The sequence below is a fragment of the Geodermatophilus sp. SYSU D00779 genome (genome assembly GCF_054050595.1).
Genome location: NZ_JBJGZQ010000011.1, coordinates 123691 through 146641, shown reverse-complemented (window position 1 = coordinate 146641; position 22951 = coordinate 123691). Strand labels below are relative to the sequence as shown.

Annotated in this window: 20 protein-coding genes; 10 read left to right on the top strand and 10 right to left on the bottom strand. The window is 73.4% G+C overall.

What is annotated here, in order from left to right; translation table 11 throughout:
- Nucleotides 1–89 precede the first annotated feature (89 nt).
- Nucleotides 90–2978, bottom strand: a complete 2889-nt coding sequence (gene leuS / locus ACI79G_RS11085) for a leucine--tRNA ligase (RefSeq protein WP_456881180.1) — start codon at nucleotides 2976–2978, stop codon at nucleotides 90–92.
- Nucleotides 2979–3216: 238 nt separating this feature from the next.
- On the opposite strand from leuS, the gene ACI79G_RS11080 reads away from it, so the two are divergent.
- The 4 genes from ACI79G_RS11080 (at nucleotide 3217) to ACI79G_RS11065 (ending at nucleotide 8982) form a co-directional block, all read left to right on the top strand.
- Entirely contained in the window at nucleotides 3217–5499 is a 2283-nt protein-coding gene (locus tag ACI79G_RS11080; RefSeq protein WP_456881179.1) for a putative bifunctional diguanylate cyclase/phosphodiesterase, read from the top strand.
- Between the two features lie 283 nt (nucleotides 5500–5782).
- Nucleotides 5783–6961: a hypothetical protein gene (locus ACI79G_RS11075; RefSeq protein ID WP_456881178.1), complete on the top strand. Its 1179-nt coding sequence runs from the start codon at nucleotides 5783–5785 to the stop codon at nucleotides 6959–6961.
- Between the two features lie 78 nt (nucleotides 6962–7039).
- A complete protein-coding gene (gene lipA / locus ACI79G_RS11070) occupies nucleotides 7040–8014 on the top strand; it encodes a lipoyl synthase (protein WP_091219570.1) in 975 nt (324 codons plus the stop codon).
- 158 nt (nucleotides 8015–8172) lie between these two features.
- Nucleotides 8173–8982, top strand: coding sequence for a DUF4191 domain-containing protein (locus ACI79G_RS11065; RefSeq protein WP_456881177.1), 810 nt, complete (start codon nucleotides 8173–8175; stop codon nucleotides 8980–8982).
- A gap of 53 nt (nucleotides 8983–9035) precedes the next feature.
- Here the strand turns inward: ACI79G_RS11065 and ACI79G_RS11060 are convergent, their stop codons facing one another.
- Both ACI79G_RS11060 and ACI79G_RS11055 read right to left on the bottom strand, forming a co-directional pair.
- Nucleotides 9036–9557: a GNAT family N-acetyltransferase gene (locus ACI79G_RS11060; protein ID WP_456881176.1), complete on the bottom strand. Its 522-nt coding sequence runs from the start codon at nucleotides 9555–9557 to the stop codon at nucleotides 9036–9038.
- Nucleotides 9554–9976: an RDD family protein gene (locus ACI79G_RS11055; RefSeq protein WP_456881175.1), complete on the bottom strand. Its 423-nt coding sequence runs from the start codon at nucleotides 9974–9976 to the stop codon at nucleotides 9554–9556. Before ACI79G_RS11055 ends, ACI79G_RS11060 begins: the two co-directional genes overlap by 4 nt.
- A 165-nt stretch (nucleotides 9977–10141) precedes the next feature.
- On the opposite strand from ACI79G_RS11055, the gene glnA reads away from it, so the two are divergent.
- The 3 genes from glnA to ACI79G_RS11040 all read left to right on the top strand — a co-directional run bounded on the left by glnA (nucleotide 10142) and on the right by ACI79G_RS11040 (nucleotide 14852).
- Complete coding sequence (gene glnA, locus ACI79G_RS11050) at nucleotides 10142–11575, top strand: type I glutamate--ammonia ligase (protein ID WP_456881174.1); 1434 nt, start codon at nucleotides 10142–10144, stop codon at nucleotides 11573–11575.
- Between the two features lie 218 nt (nucleotides 11576–11793).
- A complete protein-coding gene (locus ACI79G_RS11045; RefSeq protein WP_456881173.1) occupies nucleotides 11794–13332 on the top strand; it encodes an NAD(P)/FAD-dependent oxidoreductase in 1539 nt (512 codons plus the stop codon).
- Nucleotides 13329–14852 (top strand): phospholipid carrier-dependent glycosyltransferase, encoded by a 1524-nt coding sequence (locus tag ACI79G_RS11040; RefSeq protein ID WP_456881172.1) that lies wholly within the window; start codon nucleotides 13329–13331, stop codon nucleotides 14850–14852. Before ACI79G_RS11045 ends, ACI79G_RS11040 begins: the two co-directional genes overlap by 4 nt.
- Nucleotides 14853–14881: 29 nt before the next feature.
- Here the strand turns inward: ACI79G_RS11040 and ACI79G_RS11035 are convergent, their stop codons facing one another.
- From ACI79G_RS11035 to ACI79G_RS11020, 4 genes are all read right to left on the bottom strand, one after another.
- Nucleotides 14882–15223, bottom strand: coding sequence for a hypothetical protein (locus tag ACI79G_RS11035; RefSeq protein ID WP_456881171.1), 342 nt, complete (start codon nucleotides 15221–15223; stop codon nucleotides 14882–14884).
- Nucleotides 15224–15418: 195 nt separating this feature from the next.
- Nucleotides 15419–15631, bottom strand: coding sequence for a CstA-like transporter-associated (seleno)protein (locus ACI79G_RS11030; RefSeq protein WP_456881170.1), 213 nt, complete (start codon nucleotides 15629–15631; stop codon nucleotides 15419–15421).
- Entirely contained in the window at nucleotides 15628–17865 is a 2238-nt protein-coding gene (locus tag ACI79G_RS11025; RefSeq protein WP_456881169.1) for a carbon starvation CstA family protein, read from the bottom strand. The genes ACI79G_RS11030 and ACI79G_RS11025 overlap by 4 nt, the downstream gene beginning before the upstream one ends.
- Nucleotides 17866–18094: 229 nt before the next feature.
- Complete coding sequence (locus tag ACI79G_RS11020) at nucleotides 18095–19222, bottom strand: 5-methyltetrahydropteroyltriglutamate--homocysteine S-methyltransferase (protein WP_456881168.1); 1128 nt, start codon at nucleotides 19220–19222, stop codon at nucleotides 18095–18097.
- 85 nt (nucleotides 19223–19307) lie between these two features.
- Between ACI79G_RS11020 and ACI79G_RS11015 the strand changes: the two genes are divergently transcribed.
- The gene (locus ACI79G_RS11015; protein ID WP_456881167.1) at nucleotides 19308–19574 is read left to right on the top strand and encodes a hypothetical protein; all 267 of its coding nucleotides are present in this window, start codon (nucleotides 19308–19310) and stop codon (nucleotides 19572–19574) included.
- An 18-nt stretch (nucleotides 19575–19592) separates the two neighbouring features.
- Nucleotides 19593–19946, top strand: a complete 354-nt coding sequence (locus ACI79G_RS11010) for a DUF488 domain-containing protein (RefSeq protein ID WP_456881166.1) — start codon at nucleotides 19593–19595, stop codon at nucleotides 19944–19946.
- 41 nt (nucleotides 19947–19987) lie between these two features.
- On the opposite strand, the gene ACI79G_RS11005 is transcribed toward ACI79G_RS11010, so the two are convergent.
- Nucleotides 19988–20629: a class II aldolase/adducin family protein gene (locus tag ACI79G_RS11005; RefSeq protein WP_456881165.1), complete on the bottom strand. Its 642-nt coding sequence runs from the start codon at nucleotides 20627–20629 to the stop codon at nucleotides 19988–19990.
- Nucleotides 20626–21714 carry a s-methyl-5-thioribose-1-phosphate isomerase gene (locus ACI79G_RS11000; protein ID WP_456881164.1) on the bottom strand — a complete coding sequence of 363 codons (1089 nt, stop codon included), beginning with the start codon at nucleotides 21712–21714 and terminating at the stop codon, nucleotides 20626–20628. Before ACI79G_RS11000 ends, ACI79G_RS11005 begins: the two co-directional genes overlap by 4 nt.
- Before the next feature lie 119 nt (nucleotides 21715–21833).
- On the opposite strand from ACI79G_RS11000, the gene ACI79G_RS10995 reads away from it, so the two are divergent.
- Nucleotides 21834–22277 (top strand): Hsp20/alpha crystallin family protein, encoded by a 444-nt coding sequence (locus ACI79G_RS10995; protein ID WP_456881163.1) that lies wholly within the window; start codon nucleotides 21834–21836, stop codon nucleotides 22275–22277.
- 58 nt (nucleotides 22278–22335) lie between these two features.
- On the opposite strand, the gene ACI79G_RS10990 is transcribed toward ACI79G_RS10995, so the two are convergent.
- Entirely contained in the window at nucleotides 22336–22914 is a 579-nt protein-coding gene (locus ACI79G_RS10990; RefSeq protein ID WP_456881162.1) for a hypothetical protein, read from the bottom strand.
- Between the last annotated feature and the right edge of the window lie 37 nt (nucleotides 22915–22951).

The window sequence follows — 22951 nt, the reverse complement described above, 5'->3', positions numbered from 1 at the left end:
CGCGACAGGGGCACGGCACCCGGCCCGCGGTGCGGTCCGGAGTACGACGGTGACCGGGTCGCGGTGTCGTCCGGAGGACGACGGAGTGCTCAGCCGAGGACGAAGTTGACCAGCCGACCGGGGACGGCGACGACGCGGCGCACCGTCTTGCCGTCCAGGTGCGCGGCCACCTTCTCGTCGGCCCGGGCGGCGGCCTCCAGCGCGGCGGCGTCGGCGTCCGCCGGCACGGTCACCTGGGCCCGCACCTTGCCGTTGACCTGGACGGCGACCTGCACGGTGTCCTCGACCAGCCAGCGCTCGTCGGCCTCCGGGAACGGGTGCCAGGCCAGCGACTGCTCGTGGCCCAGCCGCGCCCACAGCTCCTCGGCGATGTGCGGGGCCAGCGGCGCCACCAGCAGCACCAGCGGCTCGGCGACCGAGCGCGGCACCGCGGAGTCCGCGCCGTACGCCTGCGTCAGGTGGTTGGTCAGCTCGGTGATCCGGGCGATCGCGATGTTGAAGCGCAGCGTCGCCATGCCGTCGCGGACCCCGGCGATCGCCCGGTGCAGCGCCCGCAGCGTCTCCTCGGCCGGCCCGGCGTCGTCCGCCGTCCGGACCGCCCCGGTCTCCTCGTCGACGACGACCCGCCAGATCCGCTGCAGCAGCCGCTGCGAGCCGACGACGGCCTTGGTCTCCCACGGCCGGGACTGCTCCAGCGGGCCGGTCGACATCTCGTAGACCCGGAGCGTGTCGGCGCCGTATGCGGCGATCATCTCGTCCGGCGTGACCATGTTCTTCAGGCTCTTGCCCATCTTCCCGTACTCACGGTTGACGGGCCTGCCCTCGTGGGTGAACCGGCCGTCCTCCTCGACCACCTCGGCGGCGGGCACGTAGAAGCCGCGCTCGTCGGTGTAGGCGTAGGCGGAGATGTAGCCCTGGTTGACCAGGCGGCGGAACGGCTCCTCGCTCGAGACGTAGCCCAGGTCGTGCAGCACCTTGTGCCAGAACCGGGCGTACAGCAGGTGCAGCACGGCGTGCTCCATGCCGCCGACGTACAGGTCGACGCCGCCGACGTCACCGGGCTCGCGCGGGCCCAGCCAGTAGCGCTCCAGCTCCGGGTCCACCATCCGGGTGTCGTCGGAGGGGTCCAGGTAGCGCAGGTAGTACCAGCACGAGCCGGCCCAGTTGGGCATCGTGTTGGTCTCCCGCCGGTACTTCCGCAGGCCGTCGCCGAGGTCCAGCTCGACCGTCGTCCAGTCCGTGACGCGCGACAGCGGCGGCTCCGGCAGGGAGTCGGCGTCGTCGTCGTCGAAGGTCTTGGGCGAGTAGTCGTCGACCTCGGGCAGCAGCACCGGCAGCATCGAGTCCGGCACCGCGACCGGCAGGTCGTCCTCGTCGTAGACGATCGGGAACGGCTCGCCCCAGTAGCGCTGCCGGCTGAACAGCCAGTCGCGCAGCTTGTAGGTGGTGGTCGCCTGGCCGTGGCCGTGCTCGACCAGCCAGTCGGTGATGGTGGCGATCGCGGTCGCCTTGTCCAGGCCGTCCAGCGAGATGTCCTCGTTGGACGAGTTGATCATCGGGCCGGCGCCGGTGTAGGCGCCGCCCTCGAAGTCCTCCGGCGGCTGCACCGTGCGGACGACGGGCAGCCCGAACACCTGCGCGAACTCGAAGTCGCGGGTGTCCTCCCCGGGGACGGCCATGATGGCGCCGGTGCCGTACCCGGTCAGCACGTAGTCGGCGATGAACACCGGCAGCTCGCGGCCGTTGACCGGGTTGACCGCGGTGACGCCCAACCAGACGCCGGTCTTCTCCCGCGCCTCGTTCTGCCGGTCCAGCTCGGAGCGGCGGGAGGCCTGCCGCTGGTACTCGCGCACCGCCTCGGCCGGGGTCGCCGCGCCGCCGGTCCACCGCGGGTCGGTGCCATCGGGCCACTGGGCGGCGGTCAGCGTCTCGACCAGGGGGTGCTCGGGGGCCAGCACCATGTAGGTGGCGCCGAACAGGGTGTCGGGCCGGGTGGTGAAGACCTCGACGGTCTCGTCGCCGCAGCGGAAGCCGATCCGCGCGCCGGTGGAGCGGCCGATCCAGTTGCGCTGCATCTGCTTCACCGAGTCCGACCAGTCCAGCCGGTCCAGGTCGGCCAGCAGCCGCTCGGCGTAGGCGGTGATCCGCATCATCCACTGGGTCAGCGGACGCCGGAACACCGGGAAGTTGCCGCGCTCGGAGCGGCCGTCGGGCGTGACCTCCTCGTTGGACAGCACCGTGCCCAGGCCCGGGCACCAGTTGACCGGCGCCTGGTGCAGGTAGGCCAGCCGGTGCGCGTCGACGACCCGGCGCCGCTCGACGTCGTCCAGCTCGGCCCACGGCCGGCCGGTGTCGTTGGTCCCGGGGGCCGGCTCCCGCGTGCCGGCGTCCAGCTCGTCGACCAGCTCGGCGATCCGGCGCGCCCTGCCGGCCTCCTCGTCGAACCAGGACCCGAAGACCTGCAGGAAGATCCACTGGGTCCACCGGTAGTAGCCCGGGTCGATGGTGGCGAAGGTGCGGCGCTCGTCGTGGTCGACGCCCAGCCGGCGCAGCTGCGCCTTGATGGCCGCGATGTTGGCCTCGGTGGTGATCCGCGGGTGCTGCCCGGTCTGGACGGCGTACTGCTCGGCCGGCAGGCCGAAGGCGTCGTAGCCCATCGGGTGCAGCACGTTGGCGCCGTCCATGCGGCGGAAGCGGCTGATGGCGTCGGTGCCCAGGTACCCCAGCGGGTGCCCGACGTGCAGCCCGGCGCCCGAGGGGTACGGGAACATGTCCATCACGAAGTACTTGGGCCGGTCGGCGACCCGCTCGAAGCCCTCGGACAGCCGGCCCGTCGGGTTCGGGGTGTGGAACGTCCCCTCGGCCTCCCAGCGGTCCTGCCAGGCGAGCTCGATCCGCTGCGCCAGGGCGGGCGTGTAGCGGTGCGGCGGGACGTCCCCCGCCTGCTCGACACTCGGCTGGTCGGCCGTCTGGCTCATCGTCGTGCTCCTGGTCCTCGAGTGCTCGTACCGGCGGCGGACAGCAAAAGACCCCTCACGCAGGAGGGGTCGCCGTGCTGACTGGGGATCTCAGGTCAGCACGGCCGCGCGAGGAGGAGCCGCCTGGTCACACCGTCGATGCTACCGCGCACCGGCGCCCGGCCCGGCCTCACCCACAGGAGGGAGGCCGGACGGGTGTCGGGTGGAGCCCGGCACGGCGCCGGCCGATGTCCGTCGTGTGCGATCCACCCGGCACGCTCCCGCCCCGTCCCGCAGCGCACTCGGCCTGACGCTGACGGCCCTGGTCCTGTTCACCACCGGGGTGTGGGGTCGACCGGACGGCGAGACGTGGGCGATCGCCTACGACCTCGTCCTCTACAACGCCGTCTACGTCGGGGCGGCGTTGGTGTGCGCCAGCGCAGCCCGCCGGGCCGCCGACGACCGGGTGGCCTGGTGGAGCATGACGGTCGCGCTGGTCCTGGGGGTCGTCGGCAACCTGGTGTACTCGCTGGCGATCGCCCCGATGGCCGAGGAGCCGTTCCCCTCCGTCGCCGACGTCTTCTACCTCGTCTACTACCTGCCGCTCTACGTCGCGCTCGTCGGGCTCATCCGCGCCCGGGTGGCGCGCTTCCACGCCAGCATGTGGCTGGACGGGGTCGTCGGGGCCCTGGGCGCGGGCGCCGTCGCCGTCGCGGCCCTGCTCGCCCCGGCCCTCGAGCTGACCGAGGGCAGCGTGCCCGCGGTGCTCACCAGCCTGGCCTACCCGGTGGCCGACGTCGTGCTGCTCGCGCTGCTCGTCGGGGTGGGCGCCATCCTGGGCGTCCGGCGCGACCGGACCCTGCTGCTGCTCGGCGCCGGCATCGGGGCCAACCTCTTCGGCGACATCGTCTTCCTCGACCTGGCCACCGCGGGGGTGTACGTCGAGGGCGGGCCGCTGGACCTCACCTGGCTGGTCGCGATGGCGCTGATCGCCCTCGCCGCGCACCACAGCGACCCCGAGGCCGTGCGGGCGTCTGCCGAGGCGAGCGCGCGGGCGGCCACCCGGGTGGGCTGGCGCGTCCTGGCGGTCCCGCTGGCGTGCAACCTGGCCAGCCTGATGGTGCTCGCGACCGGCTACGGCGACCGGCTGCCCACGGCGGCCGCCTGGCTCGCCGTGGGCTGCGTCGTCGCCGCGCTGGTCCGCACCGCGATCACGTTCCGGGAGGTCCGCGCCTTCAACGAGGTCCGCGAACAGGCCCGGACCGACGAGCTGACCGGCCTGCCCAACCGACGGGCCTTCCTCGACGCGGCCCAGCGGGAGCTGGACACCGCCACCGCCCGCCACCCCGCCGCCCTGCTGCTGCTCGACCTCGACGGCTTCAAGGAGGTCAACGACAGCCTGGGCCACCACGCCGGCGACGGCCTGCTGCGCCAGGTCGGCCCACGGTTGCGCGGCGCCCTGCGGACCTCGGACACCCTGGCGCGGCTGGGTGGTGACGAGTTCGCCGTCCTGCTGCCGCACGCTGCTCTGGACGAGGCGCAGGAGCGGGCCGAGCGGCTCCGTGAGCTGCTGCTGCAACCGTTCACCGTCGAGGGGATCCGCCTGCACGTGGGCGTCAGCATCGGGGTCGCGACGGCGCCGGTCCCCGCCGCCACGGTGGCCGAGCTGCTGCGCTGCGCCGACGTGGCGATGTACGCCGCCAAGGCCAGCCGGGACGGCGTGCGGGCCTACGTGCCCGACCCGGGCAGCGGCACCGGCGACCGGCTGCGCACCATGGAGGACCTGCACACCGCCCTGGACAACGACGAGCTCGTGGTGCACCTGCAGCCGCAGGTGGACACCCGCGCGGGCACGGTCGTCGGCGTCGAGGCACTGGTCCGCTGGCACCACCCGACCCGGGGCCTGCTCATGCCCGGCGACCTGCTGCCCGCGGCCGAGCAGGCCGGCCTCATGCGGCCCCTCGCCGACCGGGTGCTCGAGCTGTCGCTCGAGGCCGTCGCCCGGTGGTGGCCGACCCGGCGGGTGCCGGTGTCGGTGAACCTGTCGGCCGCGAACGTCAGCGACCTCGACCTGCCGAGCAAGGTGGCGATGGCCCTGCTCCACCACGGGCTGCCGCCTGCGGCGCTCACCCTCGAGCTGGTCGAGGACACCCTCATGGCCGACCCCGAACGTGGCCGGACCGTCCTGGCCCACCTGCGCCGGCTCGGCGTCCGGACGTCGATCGACGACTACGGCACCGGGTACAGCTCGCTGGCCTACCTGCGCCACCTGCCGGCCGACGAGCTCAAGCTCGACCGGAGCCTCACCCGCGACGTCGGCAGCGACCCGCGGGCCGCGGCGATCGTCCGGCACACCGTGGCCCTGGCCCACGACCTCGGCCTCTCGCTGGTGGCCGAGGGCGTGGAGGACGACGAGATGGGCGTCGCGCTGGCCGCGCTGGGCTGCGACGTCGCTCAGGGGTACGCGATCGCCCGTCCCATGCCGGTCGAGGACCTGCTGACGTGGCTGGCGACCCGGGAGAGCCCGCTGCAGTCGCTGTAACGAGGCGCGTCGGCCCAGCTGGGGCGCCGTCCCCGGGCCACCAGGTCCCGGCGCCGGGGTCGGCGGGGTCGACGACCTGCAGGTGCCCCCGGGCGGTACGGCCAGGCCGTCCCCGCCCCTCGTGGAGGGCGCCCCGCTGCGGTCCGGTGGGGAGGCGCGGCTGCACCCGGCGATGCTGCCGGGGCCTCGTCGCGCCCGCCGTCCCGGGGATCGCACCCGGGGTGTGCCGTCCCCGGTGACCGGGCAGGATGACCGCCGACACGATCAACCGGAGGTGCATCCCGTGTTCCGCAAGAAGACGCACGGCCAGATCATCGGCGAGGAACTGCAGGAGGGCCTCGCCCACATCGGCACGGCGGTGGCGGAGGCCCGGCGGGCAGCGACGGAACAGCTGGCACCGCGCGTCGAGGCCGCCCGCGAGGCGAGCGGTCCGGCGCTGGACGCCGCCAGGGGCGCGGTCGTCCCCAAGGTCGCCGCCGCGGTGGCCGTCGCCGCGCCCGCCGTCGAGGCCGCCCGTGACGCGCTCACCCCGCGGGTGGAGGCCGCCCGTGACGCGGTCGGCCCCCGCGTGGAGGCTGCCCGCGACGCGCTCACCCCGCATGTGGAGGCCGCCCGCGACGCCGCCGTCCCGCACCTGACCGCCGCGGTGACCGCCGCGCAGGCCGCGGCCGCCAAGGCCGCCGCCGACCTCACCCCCCGCGTCGAGGCCGCCCGTGGCGCGGCCCAGAAGACGCTGGCAGAGGACGTCGTCCCCCGGCTGACCGCCGCCCAGGCCGCCACGCTGGCCTACGCCGCACCCAGGGTGCTGGCCGCCCGTGAGGCGGTCACCCCGGTGCTGGAGAACACCCGGGAGTCGCTCAGCTCCGGGCTGGGCGGCGCCCGCGACGAGCTCGAGCTGCGCCGCCTGGAGCTCGCCGCCGCCACGGCCAAGGCTGCGAAGAAGCGCGGTGAGCTGGAGAGGGCGGCGGCGAAGAAGCGCCGGGAACTGGGGAGGAAGGCCGCGAAGGCGGGTAAGGCAGGGAGGCGGAAGGTCGGGATCGAGCCCCGGCCGCGGCGCTGGCCGTGGCTGCTCGCCGTCCTCGGCATCGCCGCCGCCGTGGCGGTGGTGCTGCGCCGCCGCAGCGGCTCCGACGACCTGTGGACCCCCGCCCCCACCGGCGACGGGCCCGTGCCGAGCTACCGAGAGGACCCCGTGCCCAGCTCCCCGAGCAACTCCGGCAAGACCGTCTCCACCGCCCAGACCACCGCGGGGGACGCCACCCCGCCCGACACCGACGCGGGCTCGTGGGCGCAGCAGTCCAAGCCCACGGAGACCCCTGGCTCCGCCACCCCGGGCACGGCCACGACCAGTGCGGACGACCCGGCGCTGGACACCGCCACCGCCTCGCCGAACGACCAGCCGCAGACCGCCTCCGGCGGGATCGGCTCCGACTCCGAGGACCCGCGCAACCCGGCGACCTGACCCCGTTCCGCCCCTGAGCAGCAACGCCCGCCTCCGTCGAGGCGGGCGTTGCCGTCTCCGGGGGTACCGTGGTCGATCATGAGCGAGACGGTGGCCCCGACCCCCTCCACCGACACCCCCCTGGCGCCCTCCGGCCGCAAACTGCTGCGCCTCGAGGTCCGCAACAGCCAGGTCCCGATCGAGCGCAAGCCGGAGTGGATCAAGACCCGGCTGAAGACCGGCCCGGAGTACACCGAGCTGAAGTCGCTGGTGCGCCGGGAGGGTCTGCACACCGTCTGCGAAGAGGCCGGGTGCCCCAACATCTACGAGTGCTGGGAGGACCGGGAGGCCACCTTCCTCATCGGCGGGGACCAGTGCACCCGGCGGTGCGACTTCTGCCAGATCGACACGGGCAAGCCCGCCGAGTTCGACGCCGACGAACCGCGCCGGGTCGCCGAGAGCGTCGCCACGATGCAGCTGCGCTACGCCACGGTCACCGGCGTCGCCCGTGACGACCTGCCCGACGGCGGCGCCTGGCTCTACGCCGAGACGGTGCGGCAGATCCACGCCGCCGTCCCGGGGTGCGGTGTCGAGCTGCTCATCCCCGACTTCAACGCCGACCCCGACCAGCTCGCCGAGGTCTTCTCCTCCCGCCCCGAGGTCCTGGCGCACAACGTCGAGACCGTGCCGCGCATCTTCAAGCGCATCCGCCCCGGCTTCCGGTTCGAGCGCTCGCTGGCCGTTCTCACCGCCGCCCGTGAGGCCGGGCTGGTCACCAAGTCCAACCTCATCCTGGGCATGGGCGAGGAGCCCGACGAGGTCGTCGAGACGATGCGGGCCCTGCACGAGGCCGGCTGCGACCTGCTGACCATCACCCAGTACCTGCGGCCCTCGCCGCGGCACCACCCCGTCGTCCGCTGGGTCAAGCCCGACGAGTTCGTCGGCTTCCAGCAGACGGCGGAGGAGATCGGCTTCCCCGGCGTGCTCGCCGGGCCGTTGGTGCGCAGCTCCTACCGCGCGGGCCGGCTGTACCAGCAGGCCGTCGAGGCGCGCGGGCTGACCCGCTCGATCTGAGGACGTCGCGGCCGGTCCACCGGGGCCGGTCGCCGGCCCTCCTGCAGGGTCCCGACGCCGGCCCCGTCCAGAGGCTCGTCCCGAGCATGCGAGGGATGAGGAGGACGGGGTCCTCACACGGTGGGGGGTCAGGAGGGTCCTTTCTCTATCCTGGGGACATGGCACGCAGCAGGCCCACCGACTCCTCCGCGCCGTCCGGCACCGGCAAGGCCGCCACCGGGCCCGGCTCCCGAGGCCGCGGCAGGGGGGCGACGAAGGTCGGCAAGGACGGCCGGCCCAAGGTCGGCCGCCTCAAGAAGGTCGGCGACCAGGCCCGCATGATGAAGCAGGCCTACTCGCTGACCCGCAAGAACGACCCCAAGCTGCCCTGGTTCATGCTCATCGCCTTCGTGGCGGTGGCCGCGGTCGTCGAGCTGATCGGCATCCTGTTCGGCTCGCCGTTCCTCTTCCTGCCCATCGCGATCCTCTTCGGCGCGCTGGCCGCGCTGATCGTCTTCGGTCGCCGCGCGCAGGGCTCGGCCTACCGCCAGGTGGAGGGCCAGCCCGGTGCGGCCGCGTGGGTCCTCGAGGGCATGCGCGGTGACTGGCAGGTCTCCTCGGGCGTCGCCGGCACCACCCAGCTCGACGCCGTCCACCGCGTGCTGGGCCGTCCCGGCGTGGTCCTGGTCGGCGAGGGCGCGCCGTCGCGGGTCCGCCCGCTGCTCGCCCAGGAGAAGAAGCGCCTCGCCCGCATCGCCGGGGACGCCCCGATCTACGACGTCCTCGTCGGCGACGAGGAGGGGCAGGTGCCGCTGCGCAAGCTCAGCGCCCACGTGATGAAGCTGCCGCGCAACCTCGACGGCGGTGAGCTCAACGCCCTGCGCAAGCGGGTCGCCGCGCTCGGCGGCTCGCGGATGCCGGTGCCCGGCGGCCCGCTGCCCGGGGGGCGCCAGATGACCGTCAGCCAGCGCCAGGTCCGCCGCAGGTAGGACGGACGACGCAGAGCCCGTGCCCACCGGCACGGGCTCCGCGCGTCCCGGGCTCACAGCCGGGCGAAGGGCTCCGCGTACCGGAACGTGCCCTCGGCGCGCCGGTCGGCGAGCCAGCGGGCCTGGAAGTGCTCGCCCCACGCCGGGTCGGGCGCGGCCACCCCCACGGTGGCGGCCGCGACGAACCCGAACCGCCGGTAGTAGCCGGGCGCCCCGAGCAGCGCGACCAGCCGCTCGTCGGCCGCCTCGGCCACGGCGAGCAGCGCGTGCACCAGCACGGTGCCCACGCCTCTGCCCTGAGCCGCGGGGAGGACACCGAGCGGACCCAGCCCGAGCGCCGGGACGCCGAGGGGCTCCAGCCAGCCGCGGGTGGCGATCACGTGCCCGACCACCGCGTCGCCGTCCGTGGCGACGAGGGACAGGTGCGGCAGGAAGCCGGCGTCCTCGCGCAGCTCGTCGGTCAGCCGGGCCTCGACGACGTCGGCGTCGGGCCGCGCGCCGGGCGGCCGGAAGGCGGCGGCGTGCAGCGCGTGGACGGCGGCGTGGTCGGCCGGCCGTTCCCGACGGACGATCACGCGTCGCGGACCACGGCGGTGTCGGTCAGCCGGTCGTGCAGCCCGCGGCCGTCGGCGTCCACCACGAGCGCGGGCACCAGCAGCATGAGCAGCGCCGTCCGGACGACGGCCCGCCACAGCGCCAGCCGCTCCCCCGCCCGCGGGTGCGCCAGCCGCAGGCCGAGCAGCCGCATCCCCGGCGTCTGCCCGAAGGCGACGAGCGTGACCACGGTGATCAGCCCGAACGGCAGCAGGCTCCAGTTGCCGGGCAGCGAGGGCGCGGTGAACAGGCCCGCGATCAGCGCCGCGGCCACGGCGTCGACGAGGAAGGCGCCGATCCGGCTGCCGAAGGAGGCCAGGGAGCCGGGCCCCTCGGCGGGTAGCCCCAGGGCGGCGCCCCGCGGGCGCTCTTGAGAGGGTGGCTGCGCGTCCCGGACCATGGACCTCAGCGTAGGACGCGCGCGCAGACCGTCCGCCCGACCGGCGGCGACGGGGTCGGCGACACGCCGGGAGCGTTGTTACCGGCCCGAAACACCCGAGACACCGCAGGGCAACCGCCCGATCGTACGTTCGCCACCGGCTGTCCGCCCCAACCCGGAGGATCGATGTTCACCAGTCCCGACGAGGTCGCCGCCTACATCCGCGACAACGACGTCCAGTTCGTCGACGTCCGCTTCTGCGACCTGCCCGGCGTCATGCAGCACTTCACGATCCCCGCGTCGACCTTCGGCGAGGACACGTTCGCCGACGGTCTCGGGTTCGACGGCTCCTCGATCCGCGGCTTCCAGGCGATCAACGAGTCGGACATGCTGCTGCTGCCCGACGCCAACAGCGCCTTCGTGGACCCGTTCCGCAAGCACAAGACGCTGAACATCAACTTCTTCATCCACGACCCGATCACCCGCGAGGCCTACAGCCGCGACCCGCGGAACGTGGCGAAGAAGGCCGAGGCGTACCTCGCCAGCAGCGGCATCGCCGACACCGCCTACTTCGGCCCCGAGGCGGAGTTCTACGTCTTCGACTCGATCCGGCACTCGACCGGCATCAACGAGGGCTACTACCACATCGACGCGGTCGAGGGCTCCTGGAACTCCGGCTCGCTGACCGGCGAGAACGGCGGCCCGAACCTGGGCTACAAGACCCGGCCCAAGGGCGGCTACTTCCCGGTGGAGCCCTACGACCACCAGAGCGACCTGCGCGCGGACATGATGCTCAACCTGACCCGCGCGGGCCTGGAGCTCGAGCGCGGTCACCACGAGGTGGGCACCGGCGGCCAGGCCGAGATCAACTACAAGTTCGACACCCTGCTGCGGTCGGCCGACAGCCTGATGCTGTTCAAGTACATCGTCAAGAACACCGCCTGGGCCGCCGGCAAGACCGCCACCTTCATGCCCAAGCCGCTGTTCGGTGACAACGGTTCCGGCATGCACTGCCACCAGTCGCTCTGGAAGGACGGCGAGCCGCTCTTCCACGCCGAGACCGGCTACGCGGGCCTGTCCGACACCGCCCGCCACTACATCGGCGGCCTGCTGGCCCACGCCCCGTCGCTGCTGGCCTTCACCAACCCGACGGTGAACAGCTACCACCGCCTGGTGCCCGGCTACGAGGCCCCGATCAACCTGGTCTACTCGGCCCGCAACCGGTCGGCCTGCTGCCGCATCCCGATCTCCGGCGACAGCCCCAAGGCCAAGCGCATCGAGTTCCGCGTGCCCGACCCGTCGGCCAACCCCTACCTCGCCTTCTCGGCGATGCTGATGGCCGGCCTCGACGGCATCAAGAACAAGATCGAGCCGCCGGCGCCGGTGGACAAGGACCTCTACGAACTGCCGCCCGAGGAGGCCCTGGGCATCGAGAAGGTGCCGGCCTCGCTGGACGCCGTCCTCGACCGGCTCGAGGTCGACCACGAGTACCTCGTCGACGGCGGGGTGTTCACCCCCGACCTGATCGAGACGTGGATCGAGTACAAGCGGGAGAACGAGATCGACCCGATCCGCCTGCGCCCGCACCCGCACGAGTTCGCGATGTACTACGACATCTGACCTCGACGGACGCTCCGCGGCCCCCGCCCTCGACCCGAGGTCGGGGGCCGCGTCGTGTCGGTGTCGTGTCGGTGGCACGGAGGCGGCGTGGCCACCGGACAGCGGCCCACGTACCGTGCAAAGGCGAATCTGTCATCCCATGGGACGGGGTCGTCCGGAACGGTCGGGGTCGTCCGAGCCGCGTCGTCGTGGGTCCTACAGCGAGAAGGCGAGAGTTCATGACCACCGACGGCAACCGCACCAGCGTGGCGGTGATCGGCGCCGGACCCGCGGGGCTGACCGCCGCCTACGAGTTGGTCCGTCGCCAGGTTCCGGTCACCGTGCTGGAGGGTGACTCGATGGTGGGCGGCATCAGCCGCACCGCCGAGCGGGAGGGCTGGCGCTTCGACATCGGCGGCCACCGCTTCTTCACCAAGGTCCCCGAGGTCGAGGCGCTCTGGCACGAGATCCTCCCCGACGAGGACTTCCTGCTCCGGCCGCGGATGAGCCGGATCTTCTACGACGGCAAGCTCTACGACTACCCGCTCAAGGCCGGCAACGCCCTGGGCAACCTCGGCCCGGTCGAGGCCGTGCGGTGCGTGGCGTCCTACCTGTGGGCGCGGATCCGCCCGCCGAAGAACCAGGACACCCTGGAGGGCTGGATCGTCGCCCGCTTCGGCAAGCGCCTCTACCAGCACTTCTTCAAGACCTACAACGAGAAGCTCTGGGGCGTCCCGGTCGACCAGCTGCCGGCCGACTTCGCCGCCCAGCGGATCAAGAACCTGTCGCTGGTCGGTGCGGTGGTCAACGCGCTGACCCCCAAGCGCAACCAGAAGGAGATCACCTCCCTCATCGAGGAGTTCCAGTACCCCAAGTACGGGCCCGGGATGATGTGGGAGACCGCCGCGCGCAAGGTGCAGGAGCGCGGCGGCACGGTGGTCATGGAGGAGAAGGTCCGCACCGTGCACTGGGAGCCCGGTCGCGGTGTCACCGCTCTGACCACGGTGGTCACCGGCGGCTACGGCGCCGGCGCGGGCGCGCCCGAGGCCAGCCGAAACGACATCGGCGCCGAGAAGCGCTACGAGGCCGACCACGTCATCAGCTCGATGCCGTTCTCCTCCCTGGTGAACGCCCTCGACCCGAAGCCCCCGGCGGAGGTGCTGGCGGCGGCCGACGCCCTGAAGTACCGCGACTTCCTCACCGTGGCGCTCGTGCTCCCGGTCGAGGCCGGCTTCCCCGACAACTGGATCTACATCCACTCCCCCGACGTCCAGGTCGGCCGGATCCAGAACTTCGGCTCCTGGTCGCCGTACCTGGTCAAGGACGGGCGCACCTGCCTCGGCCTGGAGTTCTTCGTCAACGTCGGCGACGACACCTGGAACCGGTCAGACGAGGACCTCATCGCCCAGGGGGCCCGTGAGCTCGAGCAGCTCGGGCTCGCCAAGGCCTCCGACGTCGAGCGCGGCTTCGTCGTCCGGATGCCGAAGGCCTACCCGTTCTACGACGCCGGGTACAAGGAGAACGTCGAGGTCATCCGGCGCTGGATCGAGGAGAACACGCCGAACCTGCACCCGGTCGGGCGCAACGGCATGTTCCGCTACAACAACCAGGACCACTCGATGCTCACGGCCATGCTGACCGTGCAGAACATCGCGGACGGCACGCACCACGACATCTGGGACGTCAACGTGGAAGAGGACTACCACGAGGAGGTCTCGTCGCAGCGCACGGACGCCACGGCGGACGACCACGGGAGTCCCCGCCCCACGGCGGCGTGACGCAGGCACCAGGCGCCCGTCGCCGGCCGGAGTCCCTCGAGGACCCCGCGCCGGCGGCGGGCGCGCCCGCGTCCGGGGCAGCCGACGCCGCCCGCCCGGGCCCGGCGGCCCGCGCGTTCCGGCTGGCCCGCCGGCACGCCGTCTTCCTCGTCGTGCTGGTCCTCGCCGCGATCGCGCGCGGCTACGTCACCGCGGCGTACTCGACGGCGCTGTGGTTCCCCGACTCGGGCACCTACGTCGACCGGGCCGAGTGGGTCGAGCCCGCCGTCGACCGGCCGTGGGGCTACTCGGCCTTCCTGGCCCTGCTGGACCCGGTCACCACGTTCCGCGAGGTGGCGATCGTCCAGCACGTGCTCGGCCTGGCGGTCGTGGTGCTGGTCTACGCGCTGCTGCAGCGCCGCGGCGTCGCCCGCTGGCTGAGCGTGCTCGCCGTCCTGCCGCTGGCCTTCGACGCCTACCTGCTCAACATCGAGCACTTCATCCTGGCCGAGACGCTCTTCGTGTTCCTCATGGCCGTCGCGCTGGTGCTCCTGCTGGTCCGCGAGCGGCCGGGCCCGCTGCTGGTCGCGGCGGTCGGCGTCGTCCTGGGCCTGCTGACGCTCACCCGCACGGTGGGGCTCTTCCTCGTGGGCGTCGTGTTCGTCTACCTGGTCGTGCGGTTGCTGGTCCGGACGCTGCGCTGGCCGGCGGTCGTCGCCTTCCTCGGCGGCGTCGCGGCGGTGCTGCTGCCCTACGCGGCCTGGTTCGGGAGCGTGCACGGCTCGTTCGGGCTGACCGACTACACCGGCCACTTCCTCTACGGACGGGTCGCCACCTTCGTCCAGTGCGAGGAGCTGGACGTGCCCGAGCGGCTGCAGCCCCTGTGCCCGACGCAGCCGCCGGAGGAGCGCCGCCCCGGCGACCAGTTCGTCTGGTTCGCCGACAGCCCGGCCAACGCCGTGGTGGACGGCGAGCGGGTGTGGTCGGAGGAGGACCTCGCGGAGTTCGCCACCATCGCCATCACGGGCCAGCCGTGGGACTACCTGCGCCAGCTGCTCTCGGAGACCGTGCACTACGTCGAGCCGGGCCGCGTCTCCGGCCCGCAGGACACCTGCCCGACCTGGTGGGCCTTCCCGTACGCGGAACCGGTGGAGCAGTACAACTGCACGCCGGTGCTCGCCCCGGGGCCGTACGGCTACGACGAGGAGATGGTCGGCGACCTGCGCTCGTACCAGCGGTACTTCTACACCCCCGGCCCGGTGCTCGGCGTGTGCATGCTGGTGGGCCTGGGTGCGCTGTTCCTGCGCCGGCGCGACTGGCAGGACCGGCTGGACCCCGCGCTGATGGCGCTCATCGGGCTCACCCTCATGGCCGGTCCGGCCGCGACCGCCTCGTTCGACTTCCGCTACCTGCTCCCGACGCTCGCCGTCCTGCCACCGGCCGCGGCGCTGGCGCTGCGCGGGGTCTCGCTGCGGCGCCGGCCGGAGGAGCGGGGGCCCGCCGAGGAGCCCCGGCCCGAGCCCGCGCCGGCGGCCGGCTGAGGGACCGCCGACCCGAGCCGGGTCCTCCTTCAGGCCGCGTCGCCCTCCAGGTCGAGGCCCTCGAGACCGACCACGACCTCGTTGGTCTGCAGGGTCACCAGCCAGGCGAGCGCGTGGTCCTCCACCGGCCGGCCCGAGACGTCGGCGATGGCGTCCAGCTGGGCGGCGACCAGACCGCGGGCGGCCTGGTAGACGTCGGCCGCGGTCACCGCCGTCCCGAGCTCGGCGAGCCAGAGCCGGCCGTCCCGCAGCACGCGGACCTCGGGTTCGGCACCGACCCCGAGGTCGGCGGCCGCACTGGCGAGCAGGGACATGCCGGTGCGCAGCTCGGTGCGGCGATCACGACGGTGGGACGACGACGGCACGGACACGGGTGCCACCTCTCGGACGGGCCCGCGGGGCCACGGCAACGTGCCCCCGATCTCGGCAGCCCGGACCCCCGGGTGGACGGCTCCGCACACGGGTGTGACGCCGCGGGTCTGTCGTGACGGGCGAGCCGGCTCGTCGCACACGGACCGCGGCCCCGGTCCCCTGTGCGGGGGCCGGGGCCGCGGTCGTGCTCGGAGTCAGCAGCAGCGGCTGACCGGGTTGCGCTCCCGCTCGTCGGCGCGGCGACGCTCGAACTCGCGCCGGCTCATCGGCTGGTGCCCGTGTTCGGCGCAGTGCCGCAGGTAGTCGTCCCAGCGGGCCTCGCCGCTCCACTCGCGCAGGTACCAGCGCACCCCGTGCCAGGCGCGGCCGGTGGCCGACCGGACGGCGGTGGCCATCCCCCCGCTCACCGGGACGGACCCTCCTCCGTGAAGGTGCCGTGGCCCCGCGCGCCCGCGCCGACCAGCCGCTCGTGCTCGGCCATGGCCCGCTTCTCGTCCGCGGTCGCGAACAGCCCGGAGGGCTCGACGATGGACGACGGCACCGCCGGCTCCTCGGTGGTCGGCACCGGCCCGCGGGCCCGCAGCGCGCGGGCGATCACGACGACGGCGTTCACCACGACCACCAGGACGAGCACCGCGAAGACCGCCTGCAGCACGCCGTTCAGGGTCGAGTTGTAGACGATCCGGTCCATCTGCTCGGCACTCTGGGCCGGTGCCAGGAGCTCGCCGGCGTCCCGGGCCGCGGCGTACCGCGCCCGCTGCGCGAAGTACCCCACGGTCGGGTCCGCCGAGAACACCTTCTGGAAGCTCGCCGTCATGGTGACCACGAGGTCCCACGCCAGCGGGATGCCGGTGACCCAGGCGTACTTCACCTTGCCGTGCTTGATCAGCAGCACCGTGACCAGGGTCAGGGCGATGGCGGCCAGCAGCTGGTTGGCGATGCCGAACAGCGGGAAGAGCTGGTTCACGCCGCCCAGCGGGTCGGTGACCCCGACGTAGAGGATGTAGCCCCACAGCGCGACCACCGCAGCGCTGGCCATGATGTTGCCGGGCCGCCACGACAGGTCGCCGAAGCGCTTCCAGACGTTGCCGATCGTGTCCTGCAGCATGAACCGGCCCACCCGGGTGCCGGCGTCGACGGCGGTGAGGATGAACAGCGCCTCGAACATGATCGCGAAGTGGTACCAGAACGCGGCCATGCCCGCGCCGAACGCGTCGGACAGGATGTTCGCGATGCCGACGGCGAGGGTGGGCGCGCCACCGGTGCGGGAGACCAGGCTGGGTTCCTGGACCGCCGCGGAGGCCGCGGCCAGGTCCTGCGCCGTGGTGTCGAAGCCCAGGCCGTTCACGTAGGCGGCCGCGCTCTCCACGGTGCCGCCGGTGGCCCCGGCCGGGCTGTTCATCGCGAAGTAGAGCCCCTGGTCGATCACGACGGCGGCGATGAGCGCGCTGATCGCGACGAAGGACTCCATCAGCATGCCGCCGTAGCCGATGAGGCGGACCTGGCTCTCCTTGGCCACCATCTTCGGCGTCGTCCCCGAGGAGATCAGCGCGTGGAAGCCCGACAGCGCGCCGCAGGCGATGGTGATGAACACGAACGGGAACAGCGACCCGGCGAAGACCGGGCCGGTGCCCTCCCGGGCGAAGTCGGTGACCGCGTCGGCCTGCAGCACCGGCCGGGCCAGCAGCAGGCCGATGGCGAGCAGGACGATGACGCCGACCTTCATGAAGGTCGACAGGTAGTCGCGCGGGGTGAGCAGCAGCCACACCGGCAGCACCGAGGCCACGAACCCGTAGACCACGAGCGCGAGGACCAGCCACTCCTTCGACAGCGTCAGCGCCTCGCCCAGCCCGGTGTCGTCGATGAGGCCGCCACCGATGACCGCGGCCAGCAGCAGGACCACGCCGATCGCGGTGGCCTCGAGGACCCGCCCTGGTCGGATGGTGCGCAGGTAGATGCCCATGAACAGGGCGATCGGGATGGTCAGCGCGATGGAGAACACGCCCCACGGCGACTCGGCGAGCGCGTTGACCACGATCAGCGCCAGCACGGCCAGGATGATGATCATGATGGCGAAGACGGCGATGAGCGCCGCGATACCGCCGACGATCCCGATCTCCTCGCGGACCATCTGGCCGAGGCTCTTGCCGTTGCGGCGCATCGAGAAGAACAGGACGGTCATGTCCTGCACCGCACCGGCGAAGATGACGCCGACGATGATCCAGATGGTGCCGGGCAGGTAGCCCATCTGCGCGGCGAGCACCGGCCCGACCAGCGGGCCGGCGCCGGCGATCGCGGCGAAGTGGTGCCCGAAGAGCACCCGCCGGTCGGTGACGTCGAAGTCGATGCCGTTGTGCAGCCGCTCGGCCGGGGTGGCCCGCCGGTCGTCGACCCCGAGCACGCGGCGCGCGATGAACTTCGCGTAGAAGCGGTACGCGATCGCGTAGGAGCACAGCGCGGCGAACAGGATCCAGAGGGCCGAGACCGTCTCGCCGCGCGCGAGCGCGAGCACCGTCCAGGCGACGGCGCCGACGACGGCCACCGCCGTCCAGACGAGGACGGTCTTCACCGACGGTCGGCGGCGGCCGCCCCCTCCCGGGGGTCCTCCGTCGGTGTCGGGCCTGCTGACGGTGGTGGACACGGTCGCCCCTCCCTGCGCGCGCAGACAGCGTCCGGACGACGCCGTCCTCTGGACGCAGGGAGCATGCCAAGCCCCCGGCCCGCTCCACCAGGAGGGGCCGGAGGCGGGCGCGGGTCGTGATCCGCCCGTGATCGAGGCCCCCTCGCCCCACCGCGAGCCGGGCGACGTGCTGGAACGGCCCCCTGCAGGGCCCGCCGCGAGCTCGCGAGCGGTGGGGGCCGAGGTCCTCTCAGTACCCCCAGACCTCCTGGGCGGTCTCGACGACGAGCGCCAGCTTGGCGATCTGCTCGTCCCGGGTCAGGGCGTTGCCCTCGACGGTCGAGGAGAAGCCGCACTGGGGGGACAGCGCCAGCTGCTCCAGCGGCACGTACCGCGCGGCCTCGTCGATGCGCCGCTTGAGGTCGTCCTTGTCCTCCAGTTGCGGGCGTTTGGTGGTGACCAGGCCCAGGACGACGCGCTTGCCCGGCGGCACGAAGCGCAACGGCTCGAAGCCGCCGGAGCGGGCGTCGTCGTACTCGAGGAAGAAGCCGTCGACCTCCAGGCCGCCGAACAGTGCCTCGGCGACGAAGTCGTACCCGCCCTCGGCCACCCACGAGGAGCGGAAGTTGCCCCGGCACATGTGCGTGGTGACCGTCAGCCCCTCCGGGCGGCCGGCCAGCGCGGCGTTGATCTGCCGGATGTAGCGCTCGTGCTGGTGCTCGGCGTCGCGGCCCTGCGCGGCCAGCTCGGCGCGCTGCGCGGGGTCGTTGAGGTAGGCCAGGCTGGTGTCGTCCAGCTGCAGGTAGGTGCAGCCCTGCGCGGCGATGCCCCGCACCTGCTGGGCGTAGGCCGCCGACAGCGCGTCCCAGAAGGCGTCCTCGTCGGGGTAGACGGCCGGGTCGATCGCCGCGGCGCCGCCGCGGTAGTGGACCATCGAGGGCGAGGGGATCGTGAGCTTCGCCGTCTGCGTCTGCCCGACCTGCCCCTGCAGGTACGCGAAGTCCGCGGCGAAGATGGGCTCGTCGATCGACAGCGGCCCGTCGACGTGCAGGCCCGCCGGCGTGAAGTCGATGGTGCCGTCGGCGTTCTTGAAGTGGACGACGATGTCCTCGCCGGTCACCTTGCTGATGCCGCCGATGGCGTAGATGAAGTCCATGTGCCACGAGGCGCGGCGGAACTCGCCGTCGGTGGCGGTGCGCAGGCCGACGTCCCCCTGCAGGCGGACGACGTCGGCGATCGCCTCGTCCTCGACGCTCCGCAGCTCGGCCGCGTCGATCTCCCCGGCGGCGAAGCGGGCCCTGGCCTCGAGCAGGCCCTGCGGGCGCAGGAGGCTGCCGACGTGGTCGGCACGGAACGGCGGTCCGGAGGTGTCGGTCATGTCCCGAGCTTGCCCCCTGGCGCGGATCACCGCAGCGCCCACCCCGCTGCGGTGATCCGACCCCGCGACGGGGTAGGCGACGCACATGACCGACCCCTTCCGGATCGAGGCGCAGGGCGAGTCCGAGTACGTCGTGCGGCTGCGCGGGAACGGCGAGGAGACCGAGTCGTGGTTCCGGCTCAGCCCGGGGCTCCGCGAGGAGCTCGGCCTCGAGGTGGACGACGAGGAGCTGGTCCGGCGGACCGTCCGCTTCCTCCTCGGCCACCAGGACGCGGCCGACTTCCCGGACATCGTCGAGATCGAGGACGTCGTCGCCGGTTACCCCGACTACCTCGACGCCGTCCGCGGCTGACCGCTCCGGGGCACCACGGTGATCCGGATCGCGCGGGTCCACGAGTTCGACGCCGGCGTCCCGGGGGCCCGCTTCCTCGTCGACCGGTTGTGGCCGCGCGGGGTCGCGCGGGACGCCCTGGCCCTGGACGGCTGGCTCCGCGACGCCGCCCCCAGCGACGAGCTGCGCCGGTGGTTCGGCCACGACCCGGCCCGGTGGGAGGAGTTCCGCCGCCGGTACGTCGCCGAGCTCGACGCCTCCCCCGAGACCTGGGCGCCGCTGCGGGACGCCGCCGCCGAGGGCGACGTCGTCCTGCTCTACGCCGCCCGGGACCGCGAGCACAACAACGCCGCCGTCCTGCGCGACCACCTCGAGCAGGCGCTCAGCCGGTAGTCCCCCGCCCCGGCACCCGGCGGGCGGTGGCACCTGCGGCGTCAGGGGAGGTCGTGGCGCAGGCCGGCGAGGCCCTCCGGCGGGAAGGTGCAGCTCGTGTCGCCGAGCAGCAGGGCGCGGTAGGTGGCCGTGGCCGCTTCCTCCAGGTTCAGCGCCCGCCGGAAGGCCATGCCGACGTCCGGCCCCAGCGCCGAGCAGCCGTGGTGCGACAGCACGATGCAGTCGTGCCGCCGCGCCTGCTCGGCGGCACCGTCGGCGAGCTCGTCGGAGCCGTTCGGGGAGTACGGGACCGTGCCGACCGACCGCACGTAGCAGGCGTGGTCGAGGGTGATCAGCCGGATCCGGTGGCCGAGGGCGTCGACCAGGACGGCGTGCTGCGGGTGCAGGTGGACGACGGCGTTCACGTCCGGGCGGGCGCGGTAGGTGCGCTGGTGGAGCTTCCACTCGCTCGACGGCCGCGCGGCACCGGCGGTGACCTCGCCGTCCAGGGTCAGCACGCTGAAGTCCGCGGGGGTCAGCCGGTCCAGCCACGTGCCGGCCGCGGTCACCACGAACTCGGACTCCCCCGGCAGCCGAGCGGAGAGGTTGCCGCCGCTGGCCAGCACCAGCCCGCGTTCGACCGCCAGGCGGCCGACCTCGACGAGCTGGTCGACCACCTCCGCACGGGTCGCGGCCGCCCTCATGCGGCGAAGTAGGAGGCCACGTCGGACGGGGCGAACCGCCCGCGGTCGGTGACCACGACGCTGACGAACCGCGGCGGGGTCACGTCGAAGGCGGGGTAGACGCCGGGAACGGACCCGGACGCCGTGCGGTGGCCGAGGCACTGCAGCACCTCGCGGCCGTCCCGGTCCTCGAGCTCCACGGCGGACGCGTCCGGCGCCTGCCGGTCCGGCGCCTGGACGAGCGCCAGGTACGGCACCCCGAAGGTGTGCGCGGCGATCGCGATCTGCAGGGTGCCGATCTTGTTCACGACGGAGCCGTCCATGGGAACGCGGTCGGCGCCGGTCACGAAGGTGGTGACGTCGCCCCGGCTCATGAGGTGCGCGGGCATGCCGTCGGTGACCAGCCGCGTGGGGACGCCCATCTCCGCCAGGCTCTCCGCGGTCAGGCGGGCGCCCTGGAGGTAGGGCCGGGTCTCGGTGCACACGGCGTCGATGCGCTTGCCCGAGCGCAGCACCGCCGCGACGGTCTCGGTGAGGTAGGACTCCGCCCAGCAGTGGGTCAGGACCGTGGCGCCGTCCGGGATCAGCGCGGCGGCGTGCTCACCCAGGCGCCGGTGGCCGGCCCGGTGCCGCTCCGCGACCGCCCGGGCGGCCTGCTCGACGGCGGGACCCGGCAGCTCCCCGGCGTCCACGGCAGCCGTCCCGACGGTCGACAGCTCGGCGACGACGTCCCGGATGGCGTTGTTGGTCGGCCGGGTGGCGACCAGCCGGCGGCCGGCCCCGGTCAGGAACTCCCGTCGCGCCCGTGCCGTCGGCAGCCGGTCGGCCTCCCGGGCGGCGAGCGTCATCCCGCCCGCGGCCGCGAACAGCGGGCCGAGGCTCTGGGTGACCATCTCCTCGATGGCCCGGGCCACGTCCTCGTGGCTGCGGCAGGTCACCCAGGTCCGTTCGAAGGGGAAGACGCGGCGGTCCAGGATCCGGACGGCGTCCGGCTCGACGAGGACGCTCTCCCCGACCAGGGTCGGGACCGGGACGTCGACGTCCGGTCGTTCCTCGGGATCGGTCATCGGCGGGGAACCGGCCGACACGCCGGCGGGGGCAGCCACCCGACGATGATCGCGGCCGGAGCGGGCGTCGGCCAGAGGCCGTCCGGGAACCTACAGCGGCCACTGGAAGTTCTCAGGGTGTCGGACACGACGACGAGACCTCGAGAGGAGGACGCACCATGACGCTCCCCGTCCGTTCCCCGTCCCGCTCCGTCGCGCGGTGGGACCCCTTCCGTGAGCTGGACGAGCTCTACGAGCGGATGAACACGCTGTGGCAGTCCGGGCTCGGCGGCGCCCTGGACCAGTGGTCCCCGCTGGCCGACGTCGAGGAGACCGACGACGCCTACACCGTCGAGATCGACCTCCCGGGCGTGGCGCGCGAGGACGTCGACATCCAGCTCGACGACCGCCGGCTGACGGTCACCGGCAACATCGAGGAGAAGGAGCGCACGGGCATCCTGCACCGGCGCACCCGCAGGGTCGGTCGCTTCCACTACTCGGTGACGCTGCCGGGCGACGTCGACGCCGACGACGTCAGCGCCCAGCTGCACGACGGCGTGCTGACGGTGCGCGTCCCGAAGTCCGCGCAGGCCAAGCCGCGGCGGATCGCCATCAGCAGCTGACCCCGACGGGCGTGCGCGCTGGGTGGACGCGTCCGGATCGGACGCGTCCACCCAGGGGTCAGCCGGCGGTCGGCTCGAGGGTCCGCACCACCTCGTCGAGGACGGCGACCGCGCGTTCGTGGTCCCCGCCGGGCAGCTCGACGGCGTCGGCGACCAGGCTGCGGCCGTCGAGGTCCAGCGCCCACGTCGTGATGCGGGTGCCCTCCGGGTACAGGCCCACGGTCGTCACCTGCTCGGTGCGCACCGCCGACCGGCCGCCCACCTCCAGCTCGGCGCGCGCCACCTCGTCCGGCATCGGCACGGCGACCCGCGCGAGGGGCGCGTCGACGACCCGCAGGGCCACGGGCGCGGTCCGCGCGTCGGAGGCCTCGGGGACGACGACCTCCTCGCCGGGCCCGAACCAGCTGCAGGTCGGCAGCACGCCGTCGGCGTTGGTCGCCCAGTCGGCCGGGAACTCGACCCGGTAGCCGGAGGCGCTGGTGCAGGAGGCCGCGTCGTCCTCCGGTGGGGTGGCGACGACGGCCTGCGCGGCGAGCGAGACGTCGACCGCTCGGGGCGTCGGTCCGGTGGCCGGGGACGCACAGGCGGCGAGGGCGAGCAGAGGGGCAACGGCGGCGGTGGCACGGAGGTGGCGCACGTTCTCGGCGTCCTCCCGGTCGGGGTCGGCGGTCTCC

Bases quoted from the DNA above. Each gene is read 5' to 3' on its own strand.
- ACI79G_RS11020 (WP_456881168.1), bottom strand. From the start codon at position 19,222: ATGACCGACACCTCCGGACCGCCGTTCCGTGCCGACCACGTCGGCAGC.
- lipA (WP_091219570.1), top strand. From the start codon at position 7,040: ATGAGCGAGACGGTGGCCCCGACCCCCTCCACCGACACCCCCCTGGCG.
- leuS (WP_456881180.1), bottom strand. From the start codon at position 2,978: ATGAGCCAGACGGCCGACCAGCCGAGTGTCGAGCAGGCGGGGGACGTC.
- ACI79G_RS11065 (WP_456881177.1), top strand. From the start codon at position 8,173: ATGGCACGCAGCAGGCCCACCGACTCCTCCGCGCCGTCCGGCACCGGC.
- ACI79G_RS11045 (WP_456881173.1), top strand. From the start codon at position 11,794: ATGACCACCGACGGCAACCGCACCAGCGTGGCGGTGATCGGCGCCGGA.
- ACI79G_RS11015 (WP_456881167.1), top strand. From the start codon at position 19,308: ATGACCGACCCCTTCCGGATCGAGGCGCAGGGCGAGTCCGAGTACGTC.
- glnA (WP_456881174.1), top strand. From the start codon at position 10,142: ATGTTCACCAGTCCCGACGAGGTCGCCGCCTACATCCGCGACAACGAC.
- ACI79G_RS11005 (WP_456881165.1), bottom strand. From the start codon at position 20,629: ATGAGGGCGGCCGCGACCCGTGCGGAGGTGGTCGACCAGCTCGTCGAG.
- ACI79G_RS11055 (WP_456881175.1), bottom strand. From the start codon at position 9,976: ATGGTCCGGGACGCGCAGCCACCCTCTCAAGAGCGCCCGCGGGGCGCC.
- ACI79G_RS10995 (WP_456881163.1), top strand. From the start codon at position 21,834: ATGACGCTCCCCGTCCGTTCCCCGTCCCGCTCCGTCGCGCGGTGGGAC.